Origin of the sequence: Clostridioides sp. ZZV14-6387 (genome assembly GCF_020657835.1) — a bacterium.
GTDB lineage: Bacteria > Bacillota > Clostridia > Peptostreptococcales > Peptostreptococcaceae > Clostridioides > Clostridioides difficile_A.
Genome location: NZ_JAGWCW010000023.1, coordinates 20,556 through 37,468 on the forward strand (window position 1 = coordinate 20,556; position 16,913 = coordinate 37,468).

Annotated in this window: 16 protein-coding genes; 12 read left to right on the plus strand and 4 right to left on the minus strand. The window is 29.0% G+C overall.

Annotated elements, in window-relative coordinates; genetic code table 11:
• Positions 1 to 31: 31 nt before the first annotated feature.
• The 6 genes from KGF38_RS14225 (at position 32) to KGF38_RS14250 (ending at position 4,764) form a co-directional block, all read left to right on the plus strand.
• Positions 32 to 319: a ribbon-helix-helix protein, CopG family gene (locus KGF38_RS14225; protein ID WP_054271906.1), complete on the plus strand. Its 288-nt coding sequence runs from the start codon at positions 32 to 34 to the stop codon at positions 317 to 319.
• Positions 288 to 671 (plus strand): type II toxin-antitoxin system PemK/MazF family toxin, encoded by a 384-nt coding sequence (locus KGF38_RS14230; RefSeq protein ID WP_003421356.1) that lies wholly within the window; start codon positions 288 to 290, stop codon positions 669 to 671. Before KGF38_RS14225 ends, KGF38_RS14230 begins: the two co-directional genes overlap by 32 nt.
• Positions 672 to 842: 171 nt before the next feature.
• Positions 843 to 1,670, plus strand: coding sequence for a transketolase (locus KGF38_RS14235; RefSeq protein ID WP_054271905.1), 828 nt, complete (start codon positions 843 to 845; stop codon positions 1,668 to 1,670).
• Positions 1,663 to 2,604 carry a transketolase family protein gene (locus tag KGF38_RS14240; RefSeq protein ID WP_054271904.1) on the plus strand — a complete coding sequence of 314 codons (942 nt, stop codon included), beginning with the start codon at positions 1,663 to 1,665 and terminating at the stop codon, positions 2,602 to 2,604. Before KGF38_RS14235 ends, KGF38_RS14240 begins: the two co-directional genes overlap by 8 nt.
• Positions 2,605 to 3,029: 425 nt before the next feature.
• The gene (locus KGF38_RS14245) at positions 3,030 to 4,124 is read left to right on the plus strand and encodes a hypothetical protein (protein ID WP_219673911.1); all 1,095 of its coding nucleotides are present in this window, start codon (positions 3,030 to 3,032) and stop codon (positions 4,122 to 4,124) included.
• Between the two features lie 223 nt (positions 4,125 to 4,347).
• A complete protein-coding gene (locus tag KGF38_RS14250; protein ID WP_054271902.1) occupies positions 4,348 to 4,764 on the plus strand; it encodes a hypothetical protein in 417 nt (138 codons plus the stop codon).
• Between the two features lie 134 nt (positions 4,765 to 4,898).
• On the opposite strand, the gene KGF38_RS14255 is transcribed toward KGF38_RS14250, so the two are convergent.
• Positions 4,899 to 5,468, minus strand: coding sequence for a 5-formyltetrahydrofolate cyclo-ligase (locus tag KGF38_RS14255; RefSeq protein ID WP_227832472.1), 570 nt, complete (start codon positions 5,466 to 5,468; stop codon positions 4,899 to 4,901).
• Between the two features lie 152 nt (positions 5,469 to 5,620).
• Between KGF38_RS14255 and KGF38_RS14260 the strand changes: the two genes are divergently transcribed.
• A complete protein-coding gene (locus tag KGF38_RS14260) occupies positions 5,621 to 6,778 on the plus strand; it encodes a S41 family peptidase (protein ID WP_054271900.1) in 1,158 nt (385 codons plus the stop codon).
• A 92-nt stretch (positions 6,779 to 6,870) separates the two neighbouring features.
• Here KGF38_RS14260 and nagA read toward each other — a convergent pair whose 3' ends face one another.
• Both nagA and KGF38_RS14270 read right to left on the minus strand, forming a co-directional pair.
• The gene (nagA, locus tag KGF38_RS14265) at positions 6,871 to 8,025 is read right to left on the minus strand and encodes an N-acetylglucosamine-6-phosphate deacetylase (protein ID WP_079739818.1); all 1,155 of its coding nucleotides are present in this window, start codon (positions 8,023 to 8,025) and stop codon (positions 6,871 to 6,873) included.
• A gap of 85 nt (positions 8,026 to 8,110) precedes the next feature.
• Positions 8,111 to 8,836, minus strand: coding sequence for a GntR family transcriptional regulator (locus KGF38_RS14270; RefSeq protein ID WP_054271899.1), 726 nt, complete (start codon positions 8,834 to 8,836; stop codon positions 8,111 to 8,113).
• 265 nt (positions 8,837 to 9,101) lie between these two features.
• On the opposite strand from KGF38_RS14270, the gene pfkB reads away from it, so the two are divergent.
• The gene (gene pfkB, locus KGF38_RS14275; protein WP_074180105.1) at positions 9,102 to 10,031 is read left to right on the plus strand and encodes a 1-phosphofructokinase; all 930 of its coding nucleotides are present in this window, start codon (positions 9,102 to 9,104) and stop codon (positions 10,029 to 10,031) included.
• 124 nt (positions 10,032 to 10,155) lie between these two features.
• Here pfkB and KGF38_RS14280 read toward each other — a convergent pair whose 3' ends face one another.
• Positions 10,156 to 11,073, minus strand: coding sequence for a Gfo/Idh/MocA family protein (locus KGF38_RS14280; RefSeq protein WP_054271897.1), 918 nt, complete (start codon positions 11,071 to 11,073; stop codon positions 10,156 to 10,158).
• 486 nt (positions 11,074 to 11,559) lie between these two features.
• Here KGF38_RS14280 and KGF38_RS14285 point away from each other — a divergent pair, with 486 nt between their 5' ends.
• The 4 genes from KGF38_RS14285 (at position 11,560) to ypdE (ending at position 16,907) form a co-directional block, all read left to right on the plus strand.
• A complete protein-coding gene (locus tag KGF38_RS14285) occupies positions 11,560 to 12,723 on the plus strand; it encodes an SIS domain-containing protein (RefSeq protein WP_054277724.1) in 1,164 nt (387 codons plus the stop codon).
• Positions 12,724 to 12,770: 47 nt separating this feature from the next.
• The gene (gene gatY / locus KGF38_RS14290; RefSeq protein ID WP_054271895.1) at positions 12,771 to 13,622 is read left to right on the plus strand and encodes a tagatose-bisphosphate aldolase subunit GatY; all 852 of its coding nucleotides are present in this window, start codon (positions 12,771 to 12,773) and stop codon (positions 13,620 to 13,622) included.
• Positions 13,623 to 13,959: 337 nt separating this feature from the next.
• Positions 13,960 to 15,861, plus strand: a complete 1,902-nt coding sequence (locus KGF38_RS14295) for a BglG family transcription antiterminator (RefSeq protein WP_054271894.1) — start codon at positions 13,960 to 13,962, stop codon at positions 15,859 to 15,861.
• Positions 15,862 to 15,863: 2 nt separating this feature from the next.
• On the plus strand, positions 15,864 to 16,907 hold the full coding sequence (ypdE, locus tag KGF38_RS14300) for an aminopeptidase (RefSeq protein ID WP_227832474.1): 1,044 nt from the start codon (positions 15,864 to 15,866) through the stop codon (positions 16,905 to 16,907).
• Positions 16,908 to 16,913 lie beyond the last annotated feature (6 nt).

Sequence of the window (16,913 nt, forward strand, 5' to 3'; positions counted from 1 at the left end):
ACCATGATATTATAATCTGGGAGGCGATTTTGTGTACGATAAAAGTAAAGAAAAAATAGAAGTTACTTTACCAGACTCTCTGATTTCTGAAGTTGATAGTATAGTTCAGATGGAGAACAGTAACAGAGAAGATTTTGCAAAAGCTGCTTTTCAGTTCTATATAACTCAGAAAAAGAGAATTCATATTAAAGAATCTATGAAAACGGGTTATAGAGAAATGGGTCAAATTAATCTGTCATTGGCTGAGTTAGGTATGACAGTTGAAGAAGTATCTTCTGATGATAAAAATGAAGGGAAGATTGCCCAAGGTGAGTACTAATTGTGAAATAAAGCGTGGTGATTTATATTACGCTGATTTAAGTCCAGTTGTTGGCTCAGAGCAGGGAGGCGTTAGACCTGTTCTGATAATACAAAATGATGTAGGTAATAAATATAGTCCTACAGTTATAGTATCAGCTATAACATCTCAGATTAATAAAGCCAAACTACCTACTCATGTAGAGATAAGTTCCAATGAATATGGGCTTAATAAAGACTCAGTAATTCTTTTAGAGCAAATTAGAACTATTGATAAAAAGAGACTGAGGGAGAAAATTGGTTGTCTAGATGAAAATATGATGATAAAAGTAGACGATGGACTTCAAATAAGTTTAGGATTGTTTACTTTTTAAAGAGGGGTTTGTCTTTTATTAGACAATCCCTTTTTTCTTTGGAAATATCTTTTAGTATTTAATTTTGGTAGCGTGTATTAAGAAAATCAAAAATAACGCAAAAAAATAGCATAAAAGTGATATAATAATATGGAATTGATATAAAATTACGAACTCAAGGGAGGTAATTGCATGAGAGACCATAAAGGATTAAATGAGATTGCGCGTATCATAAGAAGAGATATAGTTTCCATGATACATAGAGCCAAATCTGGACATCCAGGAGGGTCATTATCAGTAGTTGAAATACTTACTGCGTTATACTTTGATGAAATGAATGTGGATTATTCAAATCCTAAAATGGAGGATAGAGATAGATTTGTATTATCAAAAGGACATGCTGCACCAGCATTATATGCTACATTGGCTGAAAAAGGCTATTTTGATAAGGAAGAACTTGATGGTCTAAGGAAAATTGGAAGAATGTTACAAGGTCATCCAGATATGAAAGGTACGCCTGGTATAGAGATATCTACAGGTTCTCTAGGGCAAGGTTTTTCAGTTGCGTGTGGTATGGCGATGGCATCAAAACTTGATAATGCACCATGGAACGTATATACTTTACTTGGTGATGGAGAAGTTCAAGAGGGTATTGTTTGGGAAGCTGCTATGAGTGCTGCACACTATAAGCTTGATAATTTAATTGCTTTTTTAGATAATAACGGGCTTCAAATAGACGGAGATACAGAAAGTGTAATGAATTTAGGTTCAATAGTTGATAAATTTAAAGCTTTTGGATGGAATGTAATTGAAATAGATGGACATGATTTTGACCAAATATTTGCTGCTCTTGACATAGCTAAATCAACAGTTAAAAAACCTACAATGATAATTGCAAAAACTATAAAAGGCAAAGGAATATCTTTTATGGAAAATCAAGCAGGATGGCACGGAACAGCTCCAAGTGATGAAGAGTTAGAAAAAGCCTTGCTTGAACTAGGAGGTGCTGACAATGAGTAAAATGGCGACGAGAGAGGCATATGGTAAAGCATTAGTAAAGCTAGGTCAAATAAATGACAATGTTGTTGTGTTAGATGCAGACTTATCAAAATCTACAAAGACACACGACTTCTATAAATCATTTCCAGATAGATTTTTTAATATGGGTATAGCAGAACAAAACCTAATAGGTGCTGCTTGTGGATTATCAACTGCTGGCAAAATACCTTTTGCAAGTACTTTTGCTATGTTTGCTACAGGAAGAGCTTTTGAGATTATAAGAAATTCAGTTTGCTATCCAAAACTAAATGTAAAAATTTGTGCTACTCATGCAGGTCTTACTGTTGGAGAAGATGGAGCATCTCATGAAAGTGTAGAGGATATTGCTATAATGAGAGCTATACCAAATATGACAGTTCTTGTTCCAGCTGATGGTGTTGAAACAGAAAAAATGATTTTTGAAGTAGCTAAGTATAATGGTCCTGTTTATGTTAGATTAGGAAGAAGCTCAGTACCAATTTTATTTGATGAAAACTATGAGTTTGAAATAGGAAAAGGTACAGTTTTAAGAGATGGAAATGATGTGTCTATTATAGCTTGTGGAATTATGGTAAATGAGGCTATACTGGCACAAGAAAAGTTGCAAGAAGAAGGTATAAGTGCTAGGGTCATAAATATGTCTACAATAAAACCTATAGATAAGGATTTAATATTAAAAACAGCAAAAGAAACAAATGCCATAGTAACTGTAGAGGAACACAGTATAATTGGAGGGTTAGGTTCTGCTGTAAGTGAAGTAGTTGGAGAGTCTTATCCAACTATAGTAAAAAAAGTTGGAGTTAAAGATTCATTTGGAGAATCTGGTGCTCCAAATGAATTGTTAAAAAAATATGAATTAACTTGTGATGATATAATAAAAGCTGTCAAAGAAGCCATTCTTGCAAAAAGAATTTAAGACATATAAATTATTCATATTTGTTAATAATATAGTATATTTGAAGGAGAGATATAAAGGTCTGTATTAATTTATATCTCTCTTTTTTATACATGATATCAATATATCAAAAATGTAATAAAATATTCAAATTTTTACAAAAATAGAGAAAATATTCAAATATATATTGACTATTCAGAAAAATATGACTAATATATAGTTTATAGGGAAATTAATTTTATATATAAAAGCTACTTAGACAAAAAAGAATTTAATAAATCTTATGGAGGGAGGTATACTGTATAAAAGATATATTATAAGTTTTAAGTTATTATACTAAAAAGCTCTAAAACAGTTATCATGTATTTTATGTTAAAGGAAATTATAGGTAGTTTATCGAATTGTTTAAGCAGATGAAAAATTTCACGTGGGGAGGTAACTGAGATATGTCAGAAAAGGTAAATGTTAAAACAGTCATAAGTTTCGCAGGAGCTTATGTAGCAACAGTAATTGGTTCTGGATTTGCAACAGGACAGGAAATAATGCAATTTTTCACTTTTTATGGTTTCGCAGGAGTTATTGGTGGGATAATTTCAATGGTATTATTCTCATGGATGGGTGCTTCAGTTATGTCAAAAGGTAAAGAACTTCAACTTAAAGAACCTATCAAAATTTATCGTGTTTATTGTGGTAAGTATTTAGGAATATTCTTTGAGTGGTTTGGACCATTATTCTTATTTGGTGTTTTCGTAGTAATGATTTCAGGAGCAGGAGCAACTTTAACTGAGTACTATGGATTAAATCCATTTGTAGGTAGAGTTGGTATGGCAGTAGTAGCATTATTAACTGTTTCACTAGGTCTTGATAAATTATCAAAGATACTAGGTGGAATAGGACCTATAATAATAATCTTTACACTTTTAGTTGGTGGTATAAGTTTAGCTAATAATATAGGTAATATAGGTCAAGCGGCAGAAGTTCTTAGAACTGTAGAGATAACTAAACCAGTTCCAAACGCATACCTATCTGGTGTAATATACACTACTTATAATACAATCGTTGTCATGGCATTCTTAACAGGATTAGGAGCAAGTGCTGCTAATAAAAAAGAAGCTGTTTGTGGTGGTATATTAGGTGGGGTAGCACTTATGGCAGCAGCTATAATGATGCACTTAGCTATTCTTTCTGATATAGGAAATCTATATTCAAAAGCAATACCTTCATTATTCTTAGCTGATAAGATTTCACCAATAGTTGGAGTTTTATTCTCAATAATTCTTATATTAGGTATATATACAACAGCTGTGCCTCTATTATGGTCAGTAACTAATAGATTTGTTGATGATAATCATCCTAAGTTTAAGATAATAACAATAATAACAGCTATATTAGGTCTTATAGGTGGATTCCTACCATTTGACAAGCTGGTTGGTATCTTATATCCATACACTGGATATATGGGCGTCATAATACTGGTCTGTGTTCTTTATAGACAGATTACAAAGACATCTGGATATCAAGAAGGCGTTAGTGACAAATAAACATTTTAAGATTGAAAATCAAAGAGCTATATTAAAACAATTAAATTGTTTTAATATAGCTCTTTTTATTTTATGTTTTATTTATTATAAAATGTCGAAAATATGTTTTTTAATAGTATTACATATATTTATAATTATGGATAAACGTATTCTAATCAATAATTTAGAGTCTAAGATAAGGTTGTAAATCATATATTTAGAATAGATGGGAGGAGTGATAAGATTGAATGTAAAATTTAATATTAAAGGTATAATTTATGGAGTTATAGCTCTTGTATTCGTTATAGGGGGATTTATATTCATACCAAGTATGTTTGTAGAGAAATCTAAGCCTGTAGATTATACGATATTACAAAGAAATTCAATACCAGAAAAAATACTTGATGTCATGGATAAGTATACAAATGAAGAAAGAGCTTTGGCAGCTAAAATTGATAACAAAATATACATCATAGTAACTAGAGGAAATAATAAATATGGTATAGAAATGAACAAAATAGAAAGTGTAAGTGAAGAAGGAAAAGATGTTTTAAGAGTCAAGATAAAGTATAAAGATAAGGAGGACTCTTATCCGTACATAGTTGTTGAAACAAATATGAGTGAGCTTCCAGATAGAATAGAATTAAATTCAACCAAATAAAAATATGTTTTATAACTAAATAACTAAGTAGTTTATATAATAAAGTCATGGTTTTTATTATAAGTAAATGATATGTGTTTATTATTATTTTAAAAGCCATGACTTAAGATGTGATATTAACAATATTTGCTATTCTAATTGTCTGGTGTGATAATTCTAGTTTCAGTAACTATATAATTTAATTGTGCATCATGAGTTTCTTTTGGGATAGAATTGAATATTTGGAAATCAAATGCTATTCCTATAGTTATAGCATCTTTTCTTAAGTTTTCTAAAAACCTATCATAAAATCCTCCACCATATCCTAGTCTATAGCAATTTATATCATATGCTACAGCTGGTACAATTACAACATCTAAGGCCTTGATATCGATTGTAGGTGATTTTTCTTTAGGTTCTCTTATTCCATATGTTCCAATTTTCAATCCTTCTTTTAAGTCTGTTATTTGAGTAGGGATTAATGTATGATTTTCTTTTATTGTAATAGGGCTTGAGACTATTTTCTTTAGGGATAAAAGTTTTTGAATTAAACTATCTGTTTGAACTTCGTTATTGAAGTCTAGATAAAGCATTATATTAGTTGCATTTCTTATATCTTTCATTTGAAGTAATTTTTCTGTTATTAAATTTGAATTATTAAATACAAAATCTGCACTCTTACTTTTTCTGGATTCAATAACTTTTTTCCTAAATTCTTTTTTCATAAAATATTCCTCCCTTAATGTGTTATAATGTGTAAAGCAATTGTATTTAATATAAATTTTAGTATAGTTTATTATAATAAAGCAATATATTTGGGTAAATGTAATAAAAATAACAGCTAGTCATATAATAATAATAGTTTATGTAAAAGGAGATGTATCTTGTGATTTCAAAGAAGAAAGCTATTTTTTTAGGGGTGATTTTAGTAATTATAACGGCGATGACTACATCAGCCTTTCAGTTAACATTGGGGAATAAGGTTGTAATATCGAAGGAGCTCTATGAGGACTATAAAAAATATGATAAGTTGTTAGGATTAGAAACTATTATAAAACAAGATTTTTATAAAAAAGTATCTGATGCTGACTTAGTAGATGGAGCATCAAAAGGTTTGTTCTTAGGTACTAATGATAAGTACTCTGGTTATTACACTAAAGATGAAATGGAAGACTTAATAAATGATAGTGAAGGCTCCTATGTTGGTGTAGGTATGTATATAGGTGCATCGAAAGATGGAGGGCTAGTGGTAGTTCCTATGAAAGATTCTCCAGCAGAAAAAGCAGGTGTAAAAGCAGGGGATAAATTAGTAAAAGTAAATGGAAAATCTGTGTCATATAAGAATTCAGATGAAGCTGTGCGTATGATGAAAGGTAAAAAAGGAAAAATAGTCGAATTGACTATATTAAGAGAAGACAAACATCTAAACTTTAAAGTAAAGACAGAACAAATAGTTGAGAAAAGTATAGAAAGTAAAGTAATTGATAATGATTTAGGATATATAGAAATCACTCAATTTATATCAAGTACATATACTGACTTTGACAAAGCTTTAAAAGAATTAAAAGCAAAGAATATTAAGGGATTAGTAATAGACCTTAGAAATAATCCTGGTGGAATGCTGGATATATGTAAAGAAGTTGCTGATGAGCTAATTGGCGAAGGAACTATAGTATATACAAAAGATAATAAAGGAAACACTGAGTACTTGAAATCTGATAAAGAAAAATTAGGACTTCCAATAGTAGTCTTAACTAATGGAGAAAGTGCTTCTGCTGCTGAAATATTAACAGCTGCAATCGTTGATAATAAAGAAGGTATTTCTGTAGGTACTACAACCTTTGGTAAAGGGTTGGTACAATCAGTTGTAAGATTAAAAGATGGAACAGGGTACAAACTAACTACTGCTCAATATTTTACACCTAATGGAGATTATATCAATGAAAAAGGAATAAAGCCTACAATTGAAGAAAAAGATGAAAATAAGCAACTGGATGTAGCAACTAAGTGGCTTAGAGAACAGATTGATAAATAGGATTTAATTTTTGTAGACTTATACTATAAAATAAAGTGTACTATGAAAGAGTGGATAATTGAAAATATCCACTCTTTATTTTTATATAAAATTTATTTATTAGCTCTATACTTACAGATACCATTTATATAAGTTTCATGTATATTAAAGTCATTATCTATTACTATAAAATCTGCATCCATACCTTGGCATATAGAGCCACAGATATTATCAATATTACAACTTAAAGCAGGTATATATGTAGCCATTTTTATTGCATCCTCTAAAGTTGATATATTCCAATTAACTATATTTTTAACAGCATTGTCCATTGTTAATACACTCCCAGCTAAACTTCCATTGCTCAATCTTGCAACACCATTTTTTACATTTACATTAAACTTACCAAGAGTATACTGTCCATCATCCATAGCACCTGCTCTCATACAATCTGTAATTAAAGCAATATTGTTTCTGGACTTAATATCCATTATTATTTTAGCAGCTATGGGACTTACATGATGACCATCACATATTAGTTCAGCATAAGTGTTTTTTAGTGCCATAGCTGCTCCAACCATTCCAGGCTCTCTGTGATTTAGAGGACTCATTCCATTATACATATGTACAAACACTTTAGCCCCAGAATTAACAGCTTGTTCAACCTGTTCAAATGTAGCTGAACTATGACCAAGTGCTACTGATATATTATTTTCGGTAGCATATTTTGTGAACTCTATTGAATTTTTACGTTCTGGGGCAATTGCTATTTTTCTTATTAAATTTTTTGCTTTTTTTTGCCATGATTTTAAAATGTCAATACTAGGGTCTTTAAAATATTTTTCATTTTGAGCACCTTTATGTTTTTCTGTAAAAAAAGGGCCTTCTAAATAAATACCTTGTATTTTTGCTCCTTCAACTTTATCATAGTTATTACTTATATTTTCTATAGAATCACTTAGTTTATCTATAGAATCAGTTAAAGTTGTGGGGAGGAAAGAAGTCACTCCATATTTTAACAACCCTTTTGAAATTGTGTTTATTGCTTCAAATGTATTATCCATGATGTCTGCACCTAAAATGCCATGAATATGAGTATCAACTAAACCAGGAGCAATATATTTACCTGAAAAGTCTATAACACTATCAATAGCTTGTGGTTTTTCTTTCTGAAATTTACCAAATTTGCCATCAATTATGCTAAGGTAACCTTTTTCCTTGGTACCATACTCCATAAAAAATTTATCTGCATAAATAAAATTTTTCAAAACTACCTCCTTATAAATTACATTATCATTTGTAGTTTTGAAGTTTATAAAATATTAAGTTTTCTGGAAATCTATTTAAAATTTACTATCTTACATGCCTTATTTTATATACAAATTTATCACTTCTAGCAACGCTCAAAGTAAATTCAATAACTATATTATCATCGTTATATGTCGTACGAAGTAACTTTAGACAAGGTGAATCACCTGGTACTTCTAATAACTTTGATTCCTTATCAGATATTATTCCTGCTGAAAATTCCTCATCAGCCACTTTGATAATTTCCCCATAATCTTCTCTAAATATCTCGTACAGAGGTTTTTGTTCTACTTTTTCTTGTGTCAATCCTGTAAACTCTTTCATAGGGAGATATGTTCTTTCAAGCATCATAGGAAGATTATCAGCAAGTCTTAGACGCATTATTTTTATTATTTTTTCACCAGGAGTTATACCTAATTTCTCAGAAAAATATTTTGTACTTTCTACTACCTCAAATGATAATACTTTTGTACTTGGTTTTTTTCCTTGTGTTCTCATATAATCTGTAAAGCTATAACTGTCCATTAAGTTTTGGGAATCTTGACTTAGTGCAGCAACAAAAGTACCTTTTCCATGTCTTTTGTATATGTATCCCATATGTTCTAATTCAGCCATTGCTAGTCTAACTGTAGTCCTACTTACTCCATATTCATCACAAATTTTTCTTTCAGAAAGCATTCTATCATTTGGCTCCATCTCGTTTTCAATTTTAGTCCTTAATATCTCAACAAGTTGGTCATATATTGGTCTTTTATCATTTCTTTTTATCATAAAAAAATAGTCCTTTCTAAGTGGTTATTACCACAGTTTGATTATAAAATATACAAATACTTATGTCAATGAGTAAAATTTAATCAAAATCTAATAAGTGATACTATTAACTAGCTTGAAGTTATGGTGCATTGACAAAATAAATAAAATAATTTATATTCAAAGTGGTAATTACCAATTTGAATATATTATAGGCTAAGTTTTTATATTTTACATATTGATTTATTTTATGGAAGTGAGAAATTAATAATAAGGAGAATCGAGTATGATTACAGTAATAACGTTCAATCCATCTATAGATAGAATGTATAGAGTAAATAGTATAAACATAGGTCAGGTACAAAGGGTAGTAAGTACAAATGCAACTGCTGGAGGTAAAGGATTAAATGTTACTAAGGTATGTAAAATTTTAAAAGAAACACCTTTAGCTATGGGATTTTTAGGTGGATTTAATGGGGAATTTATAAAAAATGAACTTAAAAAATTAGATATACAAAATAAATTCACAAAAATAGAGCAGGAAACTAGAAATTGTCTAAATATAATCGAAGACAACAAAATAAGTACAGAATTTCTAGAAAAGGGGCCAAGAGTGGAAAAAAGTGATTTAGAGAGGTTTGAAAATGACATAGATAAAGTAATAAAAAATACTAAAATATTAGTGGCATCTGGTAGTTATTGTGAAAATATGCCAACAGACTATTATGAGAAACTAGGTAATTTATGTAGAGAAAATAATATAAAATTTATATTAGATACATCAGGAGATGCGCTAAAAGTAGCCTTAAAATCACAACCATATTTAATAAAGCCAAATATAGATGAAATAAGAAATTTATTAGGAGCTAATATAGAATCAAGAGAGGAAGTTATCTTATCAGGAAAAAAACTTCTTGAAATGGGGGCAGAAAATGTATGTATATCTTTAGGTAAGGATGGGATGGTTTATTTAAATAGAGATAGTGTATATGATGTAAAAGTACCACCTTTAAAATGTGTAAATACTGTAGGCAGTGGAGATAGTACGATAGCTGGATTTAGTGTGGGTATTTTAAGAGGCTACGAAATAGAAAATTTACTTAAGTTCGCAAATGCTTGTGGAATAAGTAATGCCCTAAATATGGAAACAGGTTTTGTGTGCTTAAAAGAAGTTAATAAGTATCAGAATTTAGTTGAAGTAACAAAGTTAAGTTAAATAGAATTAATGTGAATATAATGAGTTTGATATGTATGTAATAGAATTTGATATATAAAAAGCAAGTCTCATTATAAAAATAAGCTAGAGACACTTATCCCTAGCTTATTTTTATAATAAATATCTATTTTACTGAACCGATAATTTTCTCTAGTAATCTTTGAGCTTTAACACACTCTTCTCCACTAATTGCTGGTTTTATACTATTTTCTAAGCAATCAATGAAATGATTTATTATGTCCTCAAAACCTTTTTGTTTTAATATATTTACCCATGCACCACTTTGTTTTGAAGTTAGATTTCCATACTCTTCTATTTCCAGTGTATTAAGGTTTTTAACTCTTTGAATTTTACCCTTTGAAATAATCTCAACTTGTTCTAATTTTGTTCCAGAATCTCTATGCATAAAGGTATTTATGGAGAAGTTTTTACCCTTAAGCTTATGACTTACAAATATTAGATTCTTATTGTCTGTTAAAAATAAATCCTCTCCAGTAATTTTAACATCACTATCTGCTAACCATAAGGCAGTATCAATAACATGTATATAGTCATCTATAAGTGTACTGTCAAATCCAACATTTCTTATAGAATTTAATCCATGTTTGCATATATTGATAGATACAATTTCTGTAGCATTCCTTTTGATTTCTTTGTACATAGGGCAGAATCTACGGTTAAATCCAACCATTAAATTTAGGTTTTTTTTCATACTTAATTCGATAAGCTCTTCTCCCTGCTCTACTGTTGATGCAAGTGGTTTGTCCACATATACATGAATACCTAAATTTAATAGTATCTTTATAATTTCGTAGTGTGTCTCTGTAGAGCTATGTAGAAAAATACAATCACACTTTTTAGCTAAAGATTCAATAGAATCAAATGGTGTGAGCCTATAATCACTACAGATTTTTTCTCTTTTGGATTTATTTGGAGTAAAGGCTCCTACAAATTTAAATCTATCAGATTTTGTTAATACAGGTAAATATGCTTTTTGAGCTATAGAGCCAAGACCTATCATACCGACTTTTATATTTTTCATAATAGTTTCTCCTAGTGTTTTTTAGATTTATAGAAATGATTATAATTCAGGCACATAAATTTGTAAACTTTGTGCTAAAAAAATAAATATGAAGTTTATGAAGGTAAATTAACTGTGCAATAAATATAATTGATAAAGTAATTTAAAAAAATATATAAAATTGATTGATATAAATATTTTATGTATTGACAAAAAATTTAAATTAATTTATATTTGGATTAGTGGTAGTTACCACTTTTTTAAATAAATTTTTATCATAAAATAAAAATGCCAAAACGCCTATAATATAATTCTATTAAATTTTTTAAGATAAACTATAAATAATCTATGAGAGTAATCAAAATGTATAGAGTATATTTAAAAATTAGTTTTAGTAGTAATAATAAGTCCAAGTAAAAAATATAAAAGAGTATTTTTTTTACATTTAAAAGTGGTTATAACCTCATTACCAAAATTAAGTGTTATGAGTATGAAAGGGGAATGAAAATGTTTAAACTAGAAGAACAAAAATTAAAAGATTTAGGTGCAATAATAACGACTAACGAAATAAAACAACAACCTGAATTATGGTTAGAAACTTATGAAACATATAAATCTAATAAAGAAAAATTAAGTAGGTTTATAGATACAATAAGTAGTAATCATGGGCAGTTTAGAGTTATCTTTACAGGTGCTGGGACTTCAGCTTATGTAGGAAACTCAATACTCCCTTATCTTAAAAATAAAAATGATATAAGAAAATATATATTTGAAACAATACCTACTACAGATATAGTTTCTAATCCATATGATTACTTAAAAAAAGATGTGCCAACGTTATTAGTTTCATTTGCAAGAAGTGGAAATAGCCCTGAAAGCTTGGCTGCTCTAAACTTAGGAAATCAAATTGTAGATAATTTTTATCATTTAGTTATAACTTGTAATCCAGAAGGCGAACTGGCTAAAATGGCTAAAAATGATGAAAACAATTACTTGTTACTAATGCCATCAAAATCAAATGATAAAGGTTTCGCTATGACTGGAAGTTTTTCATGTATGATGTTATCTGCTATGCTAATATTTGATAGTTTAGAAGATGATGTAGAAAAGTCATATATACATTCAATAATTGAAATGGGAAGAAATGTTATAGATAGAAAAGACGAAATACATGAGTTAATAAATAAAGATTTTGATAGAGTTGTATATTTAGGTTCAGGAGGATTAGGTGGTCTTACACAAGAAGCACAACTAAAACTTTTAGAACTTACAGCAGGGAAAATAGCTACAGTATATGATTCTCCTATGGGATTTAGACATGGTCCCAAATCATTTATTGATAAAAATACACTTGTATTTGAATTTGTATCGAATTGTTCATATACAAGAAAATATGACTTAGATGTTTTAGAAGAAATAAAAAGAGATAAGATTGCCAAACTCACTTGTGCAGTGTCTGTAGAAGGCGAAAGTAATTTTTCAGGAACAAAGTTTGAGTTTGGAGGAAAATATAATAAATTGCCAGATGCGTATCTTGCAATGCCATACATATTATTTGCACAAACTATAGCACTATTTGTATCTATAAAAGTTGAAAATAAGCCAGATACACCATCAGTTACAGGAACAGTAAATAGAGTAGTAAAAGGTGTAACAATATATGAATACTAAAAATATTTATTAAAATATTATAATTAAATAATTTGGGGGGTATCAATGTGGCATTAGTAACAACAACATCGATGCTTAAAAAGGCACAAGATGAAGGGTATGCAGTAGGTGCATTTAATGTGGAAAATATGGAAATGGTAATTGCTGTTATAGAAGCTGCTGAGGAGCTAAATTCTCCAGTTATATTACAAACGACTCCATCAACTGTGAAGTATGCAGGGCTTGATTATTATCTAGCAAATGCAAAGGTTGCAGCGAAGAGAGTAAATATACCTATAGCAATGCATTTAGATCATGGTTCAAGTTTTGAACTTGCAATGAAAGCTTTAAGGGATGGTTATACATCAATAATGATAGATGGTTCTCATGAAAGTTTTGAAAATAATATATATCTATCTAAATCAGTAGTAAAAGCATGTAGCCCATCTCTTATACCAGTGGAAGCAGAACTTGGAAAAGTTGGTGGAAAAGAAGATGATTTAGATGGTGGAGATAGTAATGATTATACAAATCCAAAAGAGGCAAAAGAGTTTGTCGATAGAACAGGAGTATCTTCATTAGCCATAGCTATAGGTACAGCGCATGGATTGTATAAAGGTGAACCTAAAATAGATTTAGACAGACTATCAGAAATTAAAAAAGTAGTTTCAATACCTTTAGTATTACATGGAGGTTCGGGAATACGTGATGATATTATAAAAGAGGCTATAAAAAGAGGGATTAGAAAAGTTAACTACGCAACTGAATTAAGAATTGCATATAGTAATGGAGTTAAAAAAGTTTTAAGTAAAGATTCTGAGGTTATAGACCCTAAAAAATATGGGTTGGCAGGAATTCAATCAGTAAAGGACTTTGTAAAAGAAAAAATTAAAGTATGTGGGTCTGTAAATAAAGCATAAAAAATAAAATATCCTAAATTTATTTTAGATAAGTTTAGGATATTTGTTATATGAAAAATTTATATCATTTATATATAATAGTGTATTTTTTTCATTTAATTGATGAAAAATATCAGCTTTTATTGGTAAAGTATTACATATATAATTAAAATATAATAAAAATTGAACTATATATTTTATTATTATGAAATCTGTATCATAAACTTTAATGCTAAAATATACTAGGATATAAACTTCGTAAATATAAATAAAATTAAGAGTTTAATTTTTAGTAAGAAGATATTTTTGTTTGTAATACTACTTTGAAAAAGATAATAATACTGAGGGAGGTGGGCATATGAGAGAACGCATTATTCTTGAGACATTGAAAAATAGTAGTAGTTATCTAAATATAGATTATTTTGCAGATAAATTGGGGGTATCTACTCGAACTATCAGAAATGAAATAAAAAAGATAGAAACTATAAAAGAATGTAATGGCTTCAAATTAGAGTATAAGTCTAAATTAGGATATATTCTAAATATTAAAGACCAAGAGAAATTCGAGCATTACCTAAAAAGCTTACCCTCAGATTTAGTTGAAAATCCAGAACAACGGTTAGAATCTATAATAGTAGAACTTTTAATAAATGAAGGTTATAAAACTATAGAACAATTAAGTAAAAAATTTTTAGTAAGTTCATCCCAAATAAAAAATGATTTAAAAAAGGTAGATGAAAAGATAAAGGATACAGAATTAAAATTACAGAGAAAGGCTCATTATGGAATTAAAATAGAAGGCTCTGTAAAAGAAATTCAAAGTATATTAGTGGATAGTTATTTTAAAGGGAATAGAAATATAACAGAGTATAGAAATAGATTTATAGATAAATTTAAATTAGATAGTATTAGAAGTACAATAAAAAATGTTCTTAATGAACATAACTTAGAAGTCAACCTAACAGAGCTTGAGGAAATATTAGCACAAATTATTATATTGTATATAAGAGTTAGTATGAGAGTGGCAAGAGATGTTAATGATTTAGACTTATATACGGAAGATTTAATTATAGATGACTTATTAGATAAAATTTTTAAAGATAAAAAATACAATCTTAATCATGATGAAAAGTATTATTTAAAACAACTTATAAAATTAAGGACTAAAGATAAGAAAGCCACTATAAAGAATATAGACAAAAATAAACTTCAAGATATAATATATGAATTTTTTAGAGATATAGACAAAAAGTATAACTCTAATTTTTTAGAGGATAAAGAATTTCTTAATTTATTTTATTTACATATTGCATGTTTAATAGAACGTATAAAGAAGAATCACAAGATAATAAATCCTTTTTCAGTTAAGATAAGCCAACAATATCCAACTGTTTTTAATTTATCTATTCAGTTTTCAAAAATTATAGAAAATGAGTATCATATAAAAATAAGTCAAGATGAAATAGGTTTTATAGCCACTCATATTGCTGTACCCTTTGAAAAGAGAGAAGAGGCCAATTTTAATAAAAAGTATAAGATAGCTATAATATGCTCTTCTGGTGGAGGTAGTGCATTTTTAATAAATTTAAGGCTTAAAGAAATCTTTCCAAATGCTGATATAAAAAATTTTTCATTACTAGAGGAAAAACCTGTAGTAGAATTTGCACCAGATTTGATTTTTTCAATAACAACTCTTTTATTTGAAATAAATGCTCCAGTTATACTTATAAATGAAATTTTAGATGAACTGGATTATTTAGATATTAAAGAAAGTGTTAGATTTGCAGACCATATAGGAAATATATCAAGCCCAAAACAATATATATTAGGTCTGTTTGATAAGAATCACTTTAGATGTATAAAAGACAAAATCAAATATAAGAATATCCTCGATAGCATGTCACAATGCATAGTTGATGAAGGAGCTTGTTCCCCAACCTATCCTAGAGATGTGTGGGAAAGAGAAAGTTATTTGAGCACTATTTACACAAATGGTGTAGCAATACCTCATCCAATTGAAATGACAGGTAATAAAAATATTATATCAGTAGCTTTGATACAAACTGATATTAGTTATGAAAATAGGGTGCCAAAAATTATTTTCATGATTTCATTAATAAAGGGAAATTTAGAGCTTCATAAACAGATATCTAAATATCTAAGTAAGATTATGACAGATAAGGATATGGTAGATATGCTAAATAAGTCACAATCCTATGAAGAGTTTATGTATAAGTTAAAAATCTATCTGGGAGGTTAGGCATGAATATAGAGTTTTTTAAGAGATTATCAGAAGCAGATGGTATAGCATCTAATGAAGAGGAGGTTAGACAAGTTTTATTAGACGAGCTAAAAACTTATAGTGATAAAGTTATATGTGATGGGCTAGGGAGTGTAATCTTTTCTAAGATAAAAGATGAAAATGCACCAAATGTAATGATTTGTGCTCATATGGATGAAGTTGGATTTATGGTGAGAAGTATAGGTAAACTTGGCATGATTCACCTAATAACAATAGGGGGAGTAAAACCTCTTGCACAGTTTGTTCAAAAAATTAGAATTACAACAAGAGAAGGAAAAAAAATACCTGCTATAATAAATGCCACATATAATAATGGCAAAGTTGAAAATATATATGCAGATATTGGAGCATGTACAGAAGATGAAGTATACAATCTAGGAATTCATGTTGGGGATATGGTAACCTATACAACAAACTTTGAGGAATTCACTCTTCAAGACCGATTAGTTGGAAAAGCTTTTGATGATAGGATAGGATGCTTTGTGATGGGAGAGGTTTTAAAAGAGTTAGAGAATAAAAATCTAAACTGTAATATTCACTTTGCAGCTACAAGTAGTGAAGAAGTTGGAATAAGAGGAGCAAAGACAGCAACACAGCTAATAAATCCTGATATAGTATTTGTAATAGATGTAGCATGTGCTAAGAACGAGTTTGTAAGAGACTATACAAATCAGAAACAAATTGATAAAGGTATAATGCTAATGCATAGAGATAGGACTTTAGTCCCTAGTAGAAAAATAATAGATTATGTAATGGAAATTGCTAATAAAAACAATATACAACTTCAACATGATATGTTTGAATCAGGTGGTACTGATGGGGGAGAAGCACATCTTGTAAATGAAGGGAAACCTTGTGTAGTAACTTGTGTACCAGTCAGATATGGTCATTGTGCATTTTCGATAGTAAGTAATAAAGATTTGGATGCTATTATAAAGTTATATACACAATTAATCTTAAATTTTGATGAAGAAAAATATAAACATATAAGAAATTTTATTTAAAGGAGA

Excerpts from the sequence above, each read along its gene's own strand:
- KGF38_RS14230 (WP_003421356.1), top strand. The coding sequence starts at position 288 with ATGAAGGGAAGATTGCCCAAGGTGAGTACTAATTGTGAAATAAAGCGT.
- KGF38_RS14255 (WP_227832472.1), bottom strand. The coding sequence starts at position 5,468 with ATGAAAAAAGAATTTAGGAAAAAAGTTATTGAATCCAGAAAAAGTAAG.
- KGF38_RS14235 (WP_054271905.1), top strand. The coding sequence starts at position 843 with ATGAGAGACCATAAAGGATTAAATGAGATTGCGCGTATCATAAGAAGA.
- KGF38_RS14240 (WP_054271904.1), top strand. The coding sequence starts at position 1,663 with ATGAGTAAAATGGCGACGAGAGAGGCATATGGTAAAGCATTAGTAAAG.
- ypdE (WP_227832474.1), top strand. The coding sequence starts at position 15,864 with ATGAATATAGAGTTTTTTAAGAGATTATCAGAAGCAGATGGTATAGCA.
- KGF38_RS14280 (WP_054271897.1), bottom strand. The coding sequence starts at position 11,073 with ATGAAAAATATAAAAGTCGGTATGATAGGTCTTGGCTCTATAGCTCAA.
- KGF38_RS14285 (WP_054277724.1), top strand. The coding sequence starts at position 11,560 with ATGTTTAAACTAGAAGAACAAAAATTAAAAGATTTAGGTGCAATAATA.
- KGF38_RS14270 (WP_054271899.1), bottom strand. The coding sequence starts at position 8,836 with ATGATAAAAAGAAATGATAAAAGACCAATATATGACCAACTTGTTGAG.
- pfkB (WP_074180105.1), top strand. The coding sequence starts at position 9,102 with ATGATTACAGTAATAACGTTCAATCCATCTATAGATAGAATGTATAGA.
- KGF38_RS14295 (WP_054271894.1), top strand. The coding sequence starts at position 13,960 with ATGAGAGAACGCATTATTCTTGAGACATTGAAAAATAGTAGTAGTTAT.
- KGF38_RS14245 (WP_219673911.1), top strand. The coding sequence starts at position 3,030 with ATGTCAGAAAAGGTAAATGTTAAAACAGTCATAAGTTTCGCAGGAGCT.
- KGF38_RS14260 (WP_054271900.1), top strand. The coding sequence starts at position 5,621 with ATGTATCTTGTGATTTCAAAGAAGAAAGCTATTTTTTTAGGGGTGATT.